Here is a 14,742-nt window from a genome sequence, read left to right as displayed (position 1 = left end):
AGTTCTACATCCGCACGATGGATGTGACGGGCAACATTGAACTGCCGCAAGGCGTCGAGATGGTGATGCCGGGCGACAACGTGAACCTGACCGTGGAACTGATCGTGCCTGTGGCGTTGGAGCAAGGTTCCAAGTTCGCCATCCGCGAAGGCGGCCTCACCGTCGGCGCCGGCGTCGTTACTAAGATCATTGAATAATTCTTAAGTAATGTCATTCTGAGCGTAGCGAAGAATCTCCTCGTGATTGCAGAGACCCTTCGCTCCGCTCAGGGTGACACAAATCGATGTAGAAAGTTAGGTAGTTAGCATGGCTTCTAAAAAGAAAGACGTTCGCCCCGTAATCACGCTTCAGTGCAGTGATTGTAAAGAGCGGAATTACACCACCGAAAAGAATCGACGTAACGATCCGAATCGGCTCGAGTTTAGCAAGTTTTGCCCGCGTTGCAAAAAACATACCATGCACCGCGAAACGAAATAGCGATGTAGTTGGATAGTTCGTTAGTCTCATTGTTGACATGGACAGAAAAGACTATGAGACTAGCCAACTAAGAAACTATCCGACAACACCGAAGGCCAGTAGCTCAATTGGTAGAGCACTCGTCTCCAAAACGAGCGGTTGTGGGTTCAAGTCCTGCCTGGCCTGCCTGAAAAAAAGCGACGCCGCTGTGAGAAGGGCGGCGTTTTAGCCGTAAAAAACGAAGGAGCAACACCTTGGCAGATAGGAAAGCGAAAGTCAGCAAACCGAACGCCTTCACCGCGTTCTTCAAAGAAACCGCCGGAGAACTTCGCAAAGTATCTTGGCCCACCTGGCCCGAAGTCAGACAGTTAACCGGGCTTGTGCTATTGGTCATGGTGGTGATGGGCATCGTCCTCGGCCTCACAGATGGCGGCGCTCGCGAGTTGTTGAATCTGATCTTTGGCGTTTAATGAAGATTTGAGGAATCATGTCGTTGTTGGATCCGCAGGAAGAATTTGAGGGTAAATCCGTTGAGTCAACCGAAGAGTTGACTACAATAGATTCTACGCTTGTCGAATCGGACTCTCAGGCGCAAATCAGCGAGCCTGAGCCTGTTGACGTTCCTGTAGATGAAACGCCCGCCCCTGTTGAAGAATCGACGGAGATAGGACAGGATGCCGAACCGGCGCCTCATTCTCCGGGGAAATCTGCCCCGGCTTCAGACGCGTCGCCTCACCTTGGGGAGGTGGAGGGACCGGCTTGGTATGTTATTCACTGCTATTCCGGTTACGAGAACAAGGTGCGCCATAACCTCGAGCAACGCATCGAAACGATGGGCATGAAAGACAGGATCTTCGATGTGATCATCCCGACCCAGGAAGAAGTCGAAGTCAAAGAAGGCAAACGCCGTACCGTGGAGCGACACATCTTCCCCGGGTATGTGCTTGTGAACATGGCGTTGAGCGAAGAGTCATGGTATGTGGTTCGGAACACGCCCGGGGTGACCGGGTTCGTCGGCATGGGCAACACGCCCACCGCTCTGCGCCCGGAAGAGGTCTCGCAGATCGTCAAGCGCATGGAAGCCGAAGCGCCGATGGTCAAGGTCTCGTTCAAGGTTGGCGAGCGCGTGCGCATTGTGGATGGTCCGTTCAACGATTTCCGCGGCAACGTGTCGGAGATCGACCTCGAACGCACAAAAGTCCGCGTATTGGTCAACTTCTTTGGGCGCGAAACGCCGGTGGAGTTAGACTTTTTACAGGTAGAAAAAGCGTAATTACTTCGTATTGCGAATGTAGAAAAACTCGAAGGTTGAAAAAAGTATACAGGCAGGAACAGGTTGAAGGTCGGAACGAAGCGTGAATCCGAATCGTCAGCCTGATGCAGTGGGAGGGCGTCCCGCACAAGAAATCGCCCGCTAAAACCACATAGGAGTAGAAATGGCAAAGAAGTTCAAAGCAATCGTTCGTCTCCAGCTTGAGGCTGGGAAAGCCAACCCCGCGCCCCCGGTGGGTCCGGCGTTGGCGGGCCATGGTATCAACATCATGGCGTTTTGCAAGGAGTACAACGCGCGCACGTCGAACAGGCCCGGCGAGGTTCTGCCCGCCGAGATTACGGTATTTACCGACGGCTCGTTCACGTTTGTGTTGAAGACCTCGCCCGCGGCTGTGCTGTTGCGCAAAGCCGCAAACGTGGCGAAGGGCTCAGGCGTGCCGAACAAAGACAAGGTCGGCAAAGTGACGCGCAAGCAAATTCGTGAGATCGCGGAAACAAAGTTGAAAGACTTGAACGCGATCGATCTCGAAGGCGCGATGAAACAGATCGAAGGCACCGCCCGCTCGATGGGCATTACGGTGACCGATTAATTTTGTGGGAGAGTCTAGTCTCTTAGTCGCTTGGTCGCATAGTCTCTTGGTCTCGTGCATACGACGATCTGACTACCAGACGATTGGACTATTAGACAACACAGACTCGCTTGCACCACGGAGGAAACTATGGCTACAAAACACGGTAAGAAATACAAAGCCGCATTGGCTAAGGTGGATTTAGACAAGGAATATTCCGTTCGCGACGCGGTTGCGCTTGCGAAGGAAACTACCACGACGAAATTCGATTCGACGGTTGAAGTGCACATCCGCACCGGGCTCGATCCGCGTCAATCGGACCAGCAGGTGCGCGATGTGGTCGTCCTGCCGCATGGGTTGGGCAAGACCGTCCGCGTATTGGTCTTTGCGCAAGGTGAAGGCGCCGCGAATGCCCGTTCTTCGGGCGCGGATTTGGTTGCCGACGATGACGAAACCTTGAAGAAGATCGAAGGCGGCATGCTGGATTTCGATGTTGCGATTGCCACGCCGGATGCGATGGGCAAGGTCGGTCGTCTCGGACGCGTGCTTGGTCCGCGCGGGCTGATGCCGAACCCCAAGGCTGGAACCGTCGTCCATGCCGATGATCTGCCGCGCGCCATCAAAGAAGCGAAGGCGGGGCGTGTTGAGTTCCGTCTTGATAAAACATCCAATATCCACGTTTCGGTTGGCAAAGCATCGTTCTCCGCCGATCAGCTGTATGAAAACTTCGGCGCGTTGATGAACGCCGTGCACAAGGCGCGTCCGTCTGGGGCGAAGGGCGACTACATCAAACGCATCACCCTGACCACCACGATGGGACCTGGCATCAAGGTGAACGCCAGCGACACGCATAAGATCGAGGTATCCGAGTAGACTATACTCGTTAATCCTATAAGCCACTTCGCCAAAGACGGCGGGTGTGGCGTTCGGTTTCGACGCGAGCGGGAAAGTTCCGCTTTGCTCATCTATCGAGCGCCGCTTAATGTCCTGCCCAGGTGAAGACGACAAGCATATCATCCCTCCTGTTGGGGTTTGCTGAAGTCTTTGCCGCGCGCGTGGCAAAGACTTTTTTGAAAGGAGGTGAATGTCCTTTGGCAGTATCAAAAGAACGTAAAGGGGAAGTGCTGGCAACCTACGATGAGTGGTTGAAGAAGAGCCAGGCGGTGATCCTTGTGGAATATACCGGCGCCAAGATGAAAGATCTGGACGGTATTCGCGCCAAGGTGCGTGAAGCCGGCGGTGAATTCCACGTGGTGAAGAATACTCTCGCCCGTCGCGCTTTTGCCGCAAGCGGAATGGAACTCCCGGCCGATTATCTTATTAAAAGCACGGCAATTTCCTTTGCTTTTACCGACCCGGCTTCCACCGCGAAAGCCCTGACCGACGCGATGAAAGGCAAGGATTTTATCAAGGTCAAAGGCGGATTCATGAGCGGTAAATCGCTCAATGCCGCGCAGGTGAAAGCCCTGTCGGATATGCCGCCGTTGCCTGTTGTCCGCGCCCAATTGCTGGGTGTGTTGCAGGCGCCCGCTGGCAAACTGGTCCGCACGATCGCTGAACCCGCTCGCGGTTTGGCGGCTGTCATTAAGGCTTTCTCCGAGAAGGCATCTGCCGCGGCGTAATCGGCAAGTTTATTGCGCAATAAAACTAAATCTATCTCATAGTAATGGAGTATTAAGAAATGTCTGAAAAGCTCGATAAACTCGTGGAAGAACTCTCCACACTGTCTGTGCTCGATGCCGCTGACCTCGTCAAGAAACTCGAGGAGAAGTGGGGCGTTTCTGCCGCCGCTCCGGTGGCTGTTGCCGCTGTGGCTGGCGGCGCCGCCGCTGCCGCTGAACCTGTCGAAGAGAAGACTGAATTCGATGTGGTCATCAAGGATGCCGGCGCGAAGAAGATCGACGTGATCAAAGTGATCCGTCAATTGACCAACCTCGGTCTCGGCGAAGCCAAGACCATGGCGGAAACCGCGGGCTCGAAAGTGCTTGCCGGCGTGGGCAAGGATGCCGCCAACGAAGCCAAGAAGAAACTGGAAGAAGCCGGCGCGAACGTTGTGCTCGAGTAAGAAAATCCCTTCTTCATAAGAAGGACCAAGGAAAGACGACCCAGTACCATCGGGTCGTCTTTTCATTTCTGCAAGCGCGTTGCCACGACACATGTCCTACGAAATTGGTTGATTTTCGATCTTGCGATTCCTATAATGGCTGCAATTGGTCTGACCACAAGACCACGAGAAAAAAATATGAAAATACAAAAAATTTCACAGAAGTCACTTGTCAAAACTGCGGCGGGCAGGCTTGCCGCATCCCTGCTGGATGGCACACTGCCGCAGGGCGCGCAACTCCCTCCTGAACGCGAGTTGATGAGTCAGTTGGGAATCAGCCGCACTACGTTGCGCGAAGCGTTGAAGATGATGGAAGAAAGTCGTTTGGTTGAGTCGCGCCCGCATGTGGGGTGGTTTGCGCGAACGATCGAGGAGTCGAACATTATGCAGGCAAAAGAACTGGCTGGAGGCGCGGATATGAAAGCGTCGAATCCTGCGGCGAGCGAGCCGTTGACGGGCCCGCGCCGAATCCCGGTCTCGCCGGAGAAGCCGATCCGTATTCCCAACCTTCAAAAAGATCGGCTTGGCACGTTTGAGTTCATCTCGTGGTGGGAGCGCGAGAAAGTGAAGAATGCGAAGGTGTTGGTGATCGGCGCTGGCGCGCTCGGTAATGAAGTGATCAAGAACCTGTCGCTGATGGGCGTGGGCAATCTCTTTATCATCGACTTCGACAAGATCGAAGCCGCCAACCTTAGCCGTTCGGTGTTGTTCCGCGAAACAGATAACAATCGCAGTAAAGCCGAAGTGGCGGCGGCGCGCGCGAAGTCGGTGAACCCGGATGTGCGGGTGCAATATTTGAACGCCGATGTGACGACCGGTCTGGGGTTGGGGGTCATCCGCCGCATGGATGTGATCATCGGCTGTCTCGATAACCGCGAAGCGCGGCTGGCGGTCAACCGCTTCTGTTATTGGATGAACAAATCCTGGGTGGACGGCGCGATTCAAGAACTGCTTGGGCTGATGCGCGTGTTCGTCCCCGGCGAAGGCGCGTGCTACGAATGCACGCTCACTGAAGCCGCTTTGCGCGATCTGTCTTTGCGCTATTCCTGCCAATTGTTGGCGCGGCAGAATGTTTTGCTTGGCAAAGTGCCAACGACGCCGACGATCGCTTCGATCATCGGCGGCATGCAATCGCAGGAAGGATTAAAGTTGATTCACAGCATGCCAGTGGAGCCGGGCAAAGTTACGCATTTCAACGGTCTCACCAATCACATGCACACGACCGCCTACGTGCCGCGCGAAGATTGCGAAAGCCACTGGACGTATGGCGATATTACCGAACTCCCTGCGCGCGCCGAACGCGCCACGCTTCATGACCTGCTTCGAATTGCCCGCGCCGACCTGGGACAGAATGCCTTTATTGAACTCGATCAGGAACTGGTCACCTCGCTGGAATGCCCAAAATGCCAAACGAAAGAAGATGTGCTGAAACCGCTGAGCGATATCACCTTCGAGGCGGGGCACTGCCCAACCTGCGGCACCCTGCGCGAAGCGAGCTTTACGCACATGATCACCGGCGAGGAAAATTTCCTGCATCGGACTCTGGCAAGCGTGGGCATCCCGTCTTTGCATATCATCCGCGCGCAAAACGGGATGGAATACCGCTTCTACGAGTTGACCGGCGATCTGCCGGAGGCGCTTCACTTCCGTCACTTCGAACAGACGATCAAACTGGCTGGCGCAGATTCTTTGAAGATCGGCGGGCGCGTGCGGTTGAAGGATGAGATTCGAAGTATGGACCCGGTAAGCGGCGCGGTTCGGGACCGAATTCGGTTCAAGGATCATGCGGCGCAAGAAGTTGTTTCTATCCGACCCGTGACCTCCGAGCCGGTTCATATCCGCAAGAAGAGCCTCGTCAAACTTGCCGATGCCCAACCCGCCAGGGCTCAGGCGAAAGGCGAAGGACATTCATCGAAGAAGATCGTTTTAGCCAAAACAGATGATGCGCCGAAGCCCGCGAAGGAATAGCCGATGGCGACCCATGCCGCGACGATGAGTTCCATTCATGCTCCTATGTATGCAAGAGAATCCGATTCGTTCATGCGCAAGCTGACGATCTTGATCTTGCTGGTCGTCAACGTTTCGCTGGGTATTGTGCTGTGGTTCCGCCTTGGTCGTAACCTGCCGTTGCTTCTCCCCACGTTTTTTGCAGATGCGTGCATTGGTCTGGTCGCCGGGTATGGCTCGCGCATCGTCTATCGCAATTGGAACTTGGCGGCGCAGTATATCACTGCCATCCTTGCAATGCTCGTTGGAATGATCTTAATCGGATCGTTGACAAAATCGGTGTTGGGCATTGGTCCCCTGAGGTTTGGGCGCGACGCCTCCACACAGATTCGCGGGCTCAGTTTTGACAGCACGTTATCAACTCAACTGCGCAACTTGGACCTCGACCCGCTGACCTTGTTTGATGTTAGCAAAATGGAGGCGAGCGATGCGGCGCACCTTGCCGTGAGTTTGTTGTTGACCCTGCTGTCTTTGCAGGCTTGGAGGCAGTCGTCGCGGCAGGTGATCGAGGTGGAGCCGCTGGGTCATGCGCAGATCGAGGTGGAGCCGCGAAACATCGGCGTGAGTATTTCGCCGGTGGAATCGCGCGAGCCGCGCGTCCACCAGCCTGTCACCTGGTTTCGCAGTCCTGCGCCGAGCGCGCCGCCGAGGCCCCGCATCCGCACGAAGAACAGAAGCAGGACCGAGGTGCGGAAGGCGGCGAAGGCAAGTTCTCCACGAAAGAGCCGTTCGCGGCGTCGACCGAACATCCAGTTGGCGGTGGTGGAGGAGCATCGCTGTCCGTATTGTCTCGACCCTGTCATTCGAAACGATGCGCGCGGCGTGCAGGAATGCGACGTGTGTCACACACTTCATCACGCGGATTGTTGGGCGATCACCGGCTTTTGCCAGGTGCCGCATCTAAATTCTTGAATTGGAAGGTTGAATTATGGCTGATCTGAATGTAACTCTTGTTATGCCGAGCGGAGGCGCGCGCGCCGCCGAGGTGCCCGCCGATGTGAAAATGCGAGACCTAATGACCGAGCTTGTATCGGTATTAAGCCTCCCAATCGTTGGTCCCGATGGGCGCCCGATGACCTATCGCGCAGATAGCAAGGCTCTTGGGCGCGAACTCAAAGAAGACGAAACGCTCACGGAGGCCGGTATCCCGGATCATGATCGCTTGATGTTGACGGCGGATATTACCGCCGGCGCGATGTCGGTGGCTGAAACCCCGCGGATGCGGCGGTTGCGCGGCGACTATGAATTGATGATGGAACTGTCCTCTCGCAGTGATTTGATTTCCTTCGTCGCTTCCTCTCCGAACCCGAACTTGCCGCCGGAGCGCTACATCGTCACCTTCAAGTGTAAGAGCATCTCGAATGTGGACCGGCAGGGCAACCCGAAATTTTCCGAGCATCATCAAGTGGAAATTTACCTGCACAATCAATACCCGCAACGCTGGCCCGGCATGAAGTGGTTGACCCCGATCTGGCATCCGAATATCAACCACGTCAACGGCAGCGTGTGTATCGACGCCGCATGGTGGGCGGCAAGCCGCTCGCTTGACAGGCTCGTATTGATGCTTGGCGAAATGCTCCAGTGGAAGAACTTCCACGACGACCCGACCAAACCGCCCTTCCCTTGGGACGCCGAAGCGGCGCGCTGGAGCCGTGAATATCGCAAGAAACATCCCAACGATTTCCCGGTGGACCATCGTGAATTGTTGCGACCGGAGCGCGTGAAACTGAATCTATCCGAACCGGCGAAGAGCAAACCAGCCGTACAGGTGAAACTTCAGCCTGCCGCGCCGAAAGCGATCGACAAACCCAAAATTAAATTGCGTTGACAGTGCGCACTGCCTCGCAATAGCGGAACATTGACGTGGCTGTGGTTCAGCCTAAACCATACTTAGCAAGAAAGGAGATAAACAATGGCAGACATTCCCGTTACGATCGTGCTTCCCTCCGGAGGTAGCCGCAATGCGGAGGTACCCTCTGAGGTGGCGGTCAAGGAGTTGATCCCCGAGTTGACGACCTCGCTCGAACTCCCCGTCACTGGTCCGGATGGTCGCCCCATGTCCTATCGCCTGGATAGCAAAGCGCTGGGTCGCGAATTGAAAGAAGAAGAGACCCTGTCCCAGGCAGGAATCCCTGAAGGCGACCGTCTGATGATGACCGCCGATGTCACCGCGGGGTAATTTCCCTGCGCGCGGACCGCTTCGCCACAAACGGAGCGGTCCGCGCAACCTTCCACTGATTACCTTCATGAAGAGAACACCTATGCCAGCCCTTATTCGAATTGCCCCGCCCGAAGTTGGAAAGCCCGACACCACACCGCCGCCAATGGAGTTTGCCCGACGCTGGGACTCTCCCTTCGACCGCGGCGACCTTCAGCCAACCGTAGCCGTCTTTTTGAACCGGCTCGCATATTTCCGTATCACGGCTCATGCAGAGAGCGCGGAGGTGGAAGTGGGCGGCGTGTTGATCGGTCAGTGGTGTGAAGAAACACCCGGTGGCAGTCAATTTATTGTGATCAATCACATGATCCCCGCCCGCCATACCCGGCAAGGCGCGGTCTACCTGACCTTTACCAAAGACACACTGCTCGATGTTCATGATCAAATTGAAAACCTTTACCCCGGCGAAAAAATTGTGGGGTGGTATCACACCCACCCGCGCATGGGAGTTTTCCTCTCGCACTACGATACCTTCCTGCACAATAATTTTTTCCCCGACCCGTGGCAGGTGGCATTGGTTGTAGAGCCGTTTTCCTCGGTGGCTGGGTTTTTCATCCGCCAGAACGACGGTTCGCTCGACCCCACCCGTTACTTTGGGTTTTACGAAATGGATGGAGCCAATGGGCGCAGGAGCGTCGTCCACTGGCAGAACTTGCATAAACCTGAAAATGAAGACCAAGGAGGTACCCCCTATGAATAGACGAATGCGTTCCTATTACTATGCGTTACTCGGAGCATTGGGCGGATTGTTCGGCTGGCAGGTGAGCGATCAGATCGGTCTTTCGTTCTCCTCGAACCTATATCTCAGCGAAGCGGTTGTCGGCGCGCTGGTTGGCTTGTGCGTGGGGCTGTTCATCGGTCTCACCGAAGGCGCGGTCACACGCAACCCGGTGCAAGCCATCAAATCCGGAGTATTTAGCGGATTACTCGGCTCGGGCGCCGGCGCCCTTGGTTTACCGTTGAGCGAGTTTCTCTTCCAATCGGTCGGCGCGGGCATTGCTGGTCGCGCGCTGGGTTGGGGCGTGTTCGGTCTATTGATCGGTCTCGCCGAAGGCATCGTTGGCAAATCACAAGCTTGGAAAGGCATGCTGGGCGGCTCGTTGGGCGGCGTGTTGGGCGGCATCTTGCTGGAGGTAGTACACAGCCGCCTGCAAGACCCGTTAACCGGCAAAGCCGTCGGTTTGGTTTTGCTCGGCGCATCGGTAGGCGCCTTCATCTCGTTGATCGTCGTCCTGCTCTCGCGCGCCTGGCTTGAGGTGGCATCGGGCAAACTCAAAGGAACCGAGTTCATCCTCGACAAATTCATGCGCGCAGGCGGTCCCGCCGTCGCCATCGGAAGTTCGCCCCTCAAATCGGAAATCGTTTTGCCCGACCCCGATGTAGCCCCGCAACATGCCATGCTCACCGGAAACGGCGCGGCTTTCTCGCTCAAAGATATGAGTCTCGCCGGCACGTTTATCAACAACCGAAAGATCGAAATCGCGCAATTGACAAATGGACAGAAGATTCGCATGGGCAATACCGACCTGGTCTACCACGAAAGGAGATAACATGAGTAGGATCGTTCGTTTCTCTCTCAATGTGAGCCTGATTCTCACCCTGATTTTTATTCCCGCCCTGACGGTGTACGCGCAGGAGCCTGAAACCCCGCAAGTGCGCATCACGCAAGTGGACAATTCCAACTTCCCCAACGTCACCGTGTACCTCTCTGCCACGAATGCGGCAGGCGAACCCGTCGGCATAGACCCGTCGACCATCCAGATTCATGAAGACGGACAACTGATGCAGTTGACAGACGTGAGGGGCGGTGGGGAAGCGCTGGGTGGCGAGGCTATTCCCATCACCACCATGCTGGTGATCGACATCTCAGGCAGTATGGATAAGGGAAATAAGATCGGCGCCGCCAAAGACGCGGCAAAGACCTACATCAGCGGAATGCGCGCTGTTGACCAGGCAGGCGTGATCGCCTTCGATACGCAAGTGTATCGAATTCAAGAAGTCACGTCAGACAAATCCGCGCTGACCGCCGCCATCGATGGTCTGCGCACCGGCAGTGATACCGCCATGTATGAAGGCATCATGGAAGCCACCAAAGCGCTCGAAGGTATCTCGGGCCGTAAAGCGATCCTCGTTCTTTCGGATGGTTTGGATAATCAAAGCGTCGCCACGGAAGAGAGCATCGTCAGCAATGTTGGACCCAGCGGATTGACCGTCTCCGCGATCGGCTTCGGCGATCCATCGGGCACCGGGCAGGCTGGCATCGACGAAGCCGGGCTACAGTCCTTGACGAGTCGCACCGGTGGCCAATATGCCTATGTTACGGATGCCGCCACCTTGACCGCGCTGTACCAACAAACCGGCAAGGCATATCAAAGCGAATATGCGGTCACATATGTATCTCCGTTTACTTTGCGCGATGGCGTTAACCGCAACCTCTCAGTTGCGCTGACTGGAGCGCCTACAGTTGCGGAAGGGACCTACAACCCCGGCGGCGTGTTGCCGGAAGTTACCGCTAGTTCATTACCGCTGTTCCTGTCCATTCTTGCGGGCTTGCTGGCTCTGCTATTCCTGCCCGGACTCATTGGCGGCATCGCCAACCTGGCAGGCGGAAGGAAACAAGGCTCAGGATTCGGGCTTGGCAAACAACAAGCCAAACCAGCAAGCGGACGAATCAAACTCAAATAATCAGGACTTTCGCTTTTACTGCTCTAAGACCGCCTGTGAGCGAAAGTCCTAATAATGTAAAAAAACGACTGGCATAAAAAACCAGTCGTTTTCTTGGAGAGGCAATTCAAAAGAGGCGGCTCGGTTGAGTCGCCTCTTTTGATGGTAGCGGGTTATGTTACGCAGCGAGCGGTCGTTCCATTTTGCGGATGACCATGACCACCTTGCCTTTGATCTCCAGTGGCTCAGACTTTTTGATGAAGATCGGCTTCATGGTGGGGTTGGCTGGTTGCAGGCGGAAGCGTTCCTTCTCTTTGAAGAAGTATTTCAAAGTTGCCTCGTTATCGCGGGGAAGCCACACAGCGACCATTTCACCGTTGCGCGCCTCACTGGCGGGCTTCATCACGACGATATCGCCGTCGTTGATCATGGCGTCGATCATGGAATCTCCCTTGACCTCGAGGGCGAAGAGATTGTCGCCCTTTTCTTTGGAAGGGAGGAGAGTCCGCGCAATATCTACGGCATTGGCTTCGTTGTCGGAGATGAAGCTGACGTTGGGGTCAAGTTCGGGGAGGGGGATGCCAGCCGCAATTGGTCCGAGAATCGGTACCCGTAGTGTGTCTGCCGAAGCGTGGTATCCGGAGACGCGCACGCCGCGCGAGATCTTGCGGTCGCGCTCGATCTTTCCCATTTTCTCGAGTTGGTCGAGGTAGTAGTTCACAACCGACGTGGATGTAATGCCGGTCTTCTCGCCGATTTCGCGGATGGAAGGCGGATAGCGATTTTCACGCTGATACGACGCAAGGAAATCCAAAATCCGTTGGTGGCGTTCGCCTAAACCTTTGCTTTTTCGAACCATCATCATAGCAACCTCCAGCCCAATTGAGGGCATTCTTCGCTCATTTGTGCTATGAATAATACCCGAACGCCTGTTCTGTGTCAAGCCCGATTTTGAAGGCGCAAGGTTACAGGCTAGATCCACGTGCGGCGGCGCATCCAGAGATACATGCCGATGGGTAAAAGCACATTGATCGCCAGCGTGATATAGAAAATGGGGTTGGTTGTCCAGTTGGTCAATCTTCCCTGGGGTTCGAAGAAGTTCATTCCAAAGAAGCCTGTGACGAATGCTAGCGGCATGAAAATGGTGGTGATGATGGTCAGGGTCTTCATAATATCGTTCATGCGGTTGTTGACCACGGAGAGATACGTATCCAACGCGCCGCCGACGAGGTCGCGCAGGTTTTCATTCAGATCGTGTAGGCGGACGAGATGGTCGTAAATATCGCGGAAGAAGATGCGGTCCTTGGGATCGATCACGCGATAATCGTCGCGGGCGAGCTTGTTCAAGACCTCGCGCTGTGGGAGGAGAATCCGCCTCATGGCGAGTAACACGCGTTTGAGGGCAAACAGCCTCTCCAGCGTTCGAGGCGAGGGTTTATCGAAGATGTGGTCTTCGAGTTCGTCGATCGCGGAGTCGATCCGCTCGACGGTGGGCATGTACCCTGCCACGAGGAAATCCATGATCTTGTAGAGCAGGTGATCGGCACCCTCTTGCACGTTACGGACATCGCGGTCGCACGACGCCCAAGTTTCATCGATGGCGGGGATTGGAAATTCGTGATGGGTAACGATATAGTTGGGTCCGAGGAAAATATCCAGTTCGTCCACATCGCTTTCCCACAGTTTGCCGTTCTCTTTCACGTCCATGTAATTCATGACGATGTAGAGGTAATTTCCCCAGTCGTCCAGTTTGGGCGAGTGGGTTTGTTGCAGAGCATCTTCGATGGATAACGAGTGAAAGCCGAAGCCCTGCAAAATGGGGAGGGAGTTTTCATCCGGCTCGTTGACGAAATCCACCCAAAGCAACGAGCGGCGATCACGGATAAGTTTTGTAAATTCCTGAGGGGGAATATCCTTGCGTATAGGCTTTCCTGGTGAGTAATATAGCGAACGGATCATGTTTTCTCCAGAATTTTCATATTTTTACGACAAATTCAATATTTCAAAACATTGTTTCATTTTATTGATTTATCCTTGACAATTTATGAATAATGGGTAAAATGCAGTTATGAATTATGAAGATCAGGATAAAAATATTGATATTTTCACCCGGTTTTCAAAAGAATCAAGATGTGTGGTTTTCTTTTGACGCCGAACCGCTCCAACTTCAGAAAGATTGATCATGTTTCAAACACAAATACAGAAAGCGATCGACACGTTCAACGAATACCCGCGGACATTCTGGAAGGTGGTTTTCATCACCTTTATTGACCGAGTCGGCGGCGCGTTGATCTTTCCGTTCTTTGCGTTGTATCTTACCAGCAAATTCAACGTTGGCATGGCAGATGTGGGCATTTTATTTGCCACCTTCTCCCTCTCCAGTTTCGCCGGGAATGCCATCGGCGGCGCATTGACAGACCGCTTCGGACGGAAGAAAATCATTATCTTTGGGCTGATTGCCTCCTCGTTCAGCCTGGTTGCCATGGGCTTTGCCGCTTCATTTCAGACCTTTTTCGCGCTCGCCCTCTTCATCGGAATTTTCACGGATGTGGCTGGACCCGCGCGCGACGCCATGGTCGCCGATATTCTTCCGGAAGAAAAACGCGCCGCGGGGTATGGCATCCTGCGGATTGCCTTCAACCTCTCGATTACGATCGGACCAGCCATCGGCGGTTTGCTTGCGGGTGTTTCCTATCTGCTGTTATTCATCTCGGATGCAGTCATTTCCCTGCTTACGGTTGTGCTGGTCGCCACTCTTTTGCCGGAAACCAAGCCGCAGCGCCATGCTGACGCTCCTCAAGAAACTGTTGCCAAGACGTTTGCCGGCTACGGCAAAGTGTTTCGTGACCTGGCTTTCATGCTCTTCCTCGGATTTGTGGTCTTGCAGGTATTGGCTTACATGAACATGAACACCACATTAGGCGTCTACTTGCGGGATCAATTTGGCACACCCCCCACCAAATACGGATTGCTCCTTAGCATCAACGCCGCAATGGTCGTACTCTTTCAATTTGCGATCACGCGCCGTGTGGAGAAATATCCGCCCATGCTGATGATGGCGTTGGGAACCTTCTTGTATGCGATTGGTTTTAGCATGTATGGATACGTTTCCAGTTATACAATGTTCATTGTCGCAATGGTTGTCATTACGATCGGCGAAATGATCACCGCGCCGGTGCAACAAGCCATCACCGCCAAGTTCGCGCCCGAAGAGATGCGCGGACGCTACATGGCGGTTGCCGGTTTGGCGTGGGGCATCCCTTTTATGATTGGACCTTACCTGGCTGGCCTGATCATCGACGGACCGCGCCCGGAACAATTATGGTACATCGCCGGTTTCATCGGCGTACTCTCCGCGTTTGGTTTCCTCAATCTCAACCGCGCAATTGCGCGCCGCCGGGGCGATCAAGCACAATCGCAGGTCATCCCTGATACGGTATAGAAAAAATCTG

General features: G+C 54.6%; 18 protein-coding genes and 1 tRNA gene. 17 read left to right on the top strand and 2 right to left on the bottom strand.

From position 1 onward, the window contains the following. From AC16KF_RS01960 to AC16KF_RS01885, 16 genes are all read left to right on the top strand, one after another. The coding region (locus AC16KF_RS01960) for an EF-Tu C-terminal domain-related protein (protein WP_484035603.1) at nt 1-197 on the top strand (197 nt) is incomplete at its 5' end. Between the two features lie 109 nt (nt 198-306). Continuing rightward, a complete protein-coding gene (gene rpmG, locus AC16KF_RS01955; protein WP_484035602.1) occupies nt 307-477 on the top strand; it encodes a 50S ribosomal protein L33 in 171 nt (56 codons plus the stop codon). Nucleotides 478-569: 92 nt separating this feature from the next. Beyond that, nucleotides 570-642: transfer RNA gene (locus AC16KF_RS01950), tRNA-Trp, on the top strand. Nucleotides 643-710: 68 nt separating this feature from the next. Beyond that, complete coding sequence (gene secE / locus AC16KF_RS01945; RefSeq protein ID WP_484035601.1) at nt 711-926, top strand: preprotein translocase subunit SecE; 216 nt, start codon at nt 711-713, stop codon at nt 924-926. A 275-nt stretch (nt 927-1,201) separates the two neighbouring features. Further along, nucleotides 1,202-1,729, top strand: coding sequence for a transcription termination/antitermination protein NusG (nusG, locus tag AC16KF_RS01940; RefSeq protein WP_484035604.1), 528 nt, complete (start codon nt 1,202-1,204; stop codon nt 1,727-1,729). Between the two features lie 163 nt (nt 1,730-1,892). Beyond that, nucleotides 1,893-2,318: a 50S ribosomal protein L11 gene (gene rplK, locus AC16KF_RS01935; protein ID WP_484035600.1), complete on the top strand. Its 426-nt coding sequence runs from the start codon at nt 1,893-1,895 to the stop codon at nt 2,316-2,318. Between the two features lie 129 nt (nt 2,319-2,447). After that, a complete protein-coding gene (gene rplA, locus AC16KF_RS01930; protein ID WP_484035599.1) occupies nt 2,448-3,170 on the top strand; it encodes a 50S ribosomal protein L1 in 723 nt (240 codons plus the stop codon). 218 nt (nt 3,171-3,388) lie between these two features. Next, the gene (rplJ, locus tag AC16KF_RS01925) at nt 3,389-3,919 is read left to right on the top strand and encodes a 50S ribosomal protein L10 (RefSeq protein ID WP_484035598.1); all 531 of its coding nucleotides are present in this window, start codon (nt 3,389-3,391) and stop codon (nt 3,917-3,919) included. A 59-nt stretch (nt 3,920-3,978) separates the two neighbouring features. Then, nucleotides 3,979-4,362 carry a 50S ribosomal protein L7/L12 gene (rplL, locus tag AC16KF_RS01920; RefSeq protein ID WP_484035597.1) on the top strand — a complete coding sequence of 128 codons (384 nt, stop codon included), beginning with the start codon at nt 3,979-3,981 and terminating at the stop codon, nt 4,360-4,362. A 177-nt stretch (nt 4,363-4,539) separates the two neighbouring features. Next, complete coding sequence (locus AC16KF_RS01915) at nt 4,540-6,369, top strand: ThiF family adenylyltransferase (RefSeq protein ID WP_484035596.1); 1,830 nt, start codon at nt 4,540-4,542, stop codon at nt 6,367-6,369. Between the two features lie 3 nt (nt 6,370-6,372). Next, a complete protein-coding gene (locus AC16KF_RS01910; RefSeq protein ID WP_484035595.1) occupies nt 6,373-7,320 on the top strand; it encodes a hypothetical protein in 948 nt (315 codons plus the stop codon). 16 nt (nt 7,321-7,336) lie between these two features. After that, the gene (locus AC16KF_RS01905) at nt 7,337-8,236 is read left to right on the top strand and encodes a ubiquitin-conjugating enzyme E2 (RefSeq protein ID WP_484035594.1); all 900 of its coding nucleotides are present in this window, start codon (nt 7,337-7,339) and stop codon (nt 8,234-8,236) included. 84 nt (nt 8,237-8,320) lie between these two features. After that, nucleotides 8,321-8,587, top strand: coding sequence for an EsaB/YukD family protein (locus AC16KF_RS01900; protein WP_484035593.1), 267 nt, complete (start codon nt 8,321-8,323; stop codon nt 8,585-8,587). A gap of 82 nt (nt 8,588-8,669) precedes the next feature. Next, nucleotides 8,670-9,326, top strand: a complete 657-nt coding sequence (locus AC16KF_RS01895; RefSeq protein ID WP_484035592.1) for a M67 family metallopeptidase — start codon at nt 8,670-8,672, stop codon at nt 9,324-9,326. Then, entirely contained in the window at nt 9,319-10,176 is an 858-nt protein-coding gene (locus AC16KF_RS01890; protein ID WP_484035591.1) for an FHA domain-containing protein, read from the top strand. The genes AC16KF_RS01895 and AC16KF_RS01890 overlap by 8 nt, the downstream gene beginning before the upstream one ends. 1 nt (nt 10,177) lies before the next feature. Beyond that, nucleotides 10,178-11,311, top strand: coding sequence for a vWA domain-containing protein (locus AC16KF_RS01885; protein WP_484035590.1), 1,134 nt, complete (start codon nt 10,178-10,180; stop codon nt 11,309-11,311). A gap of 157 nt (nt 11,312-11,468) precedes the next feature. On the opposite strand, the gene lexA is transcribed toward AC16KF_RS01885, so the two are convergent. After that, complete coding sequence (lexA, locus tag AC16KF_RS01880; RefSeq protein WP_484035589.1) at nt 11,469-12,155, bottom strand: transcriptional repressor LexA; 687 nt, start codon at nt 12,153-12,155, stop codon at nt 11,469-11,471. Nucleotides 12,156-12,262: 107 nt separating this feature from the next. Further along, nucleotides 12,263-13,249, bottom strand: coding sequence for a magnesium/cobalt transporter CorA (gene corA / locus AC16KF_RS01875; RefSeq protein WP_484035588.1), 987 nt, complete (start codon nt 13,247-13,249; stop codon nt 12,263-12,265). A 223-nt stretch (nt 13,250-13,472) separates the two neighbouring features. Between corA and AC16KF_RS01870 the strand changes: the two genes are divergently transcribed. Then, entirely contained in the window at nt 13,473-14,732 is a 1,260-nt protein-coding gene (locus AC16KF_RS01870) for an MDR family MFS transporter (protein WP_484035587.1), read from the top strand. The last annotated feature ends 10 nt before the right edge of the window (nt 14,733-14,742 follow it).

The organism is Candidatus Defluviilinea gracilis, from assembly GCF_057138825.1.
The sequence above is the reverse complement of the archived record's forward strand: the minus strand, read 5'-3'. Positions and strand labels throughout refer to the sequence as shown.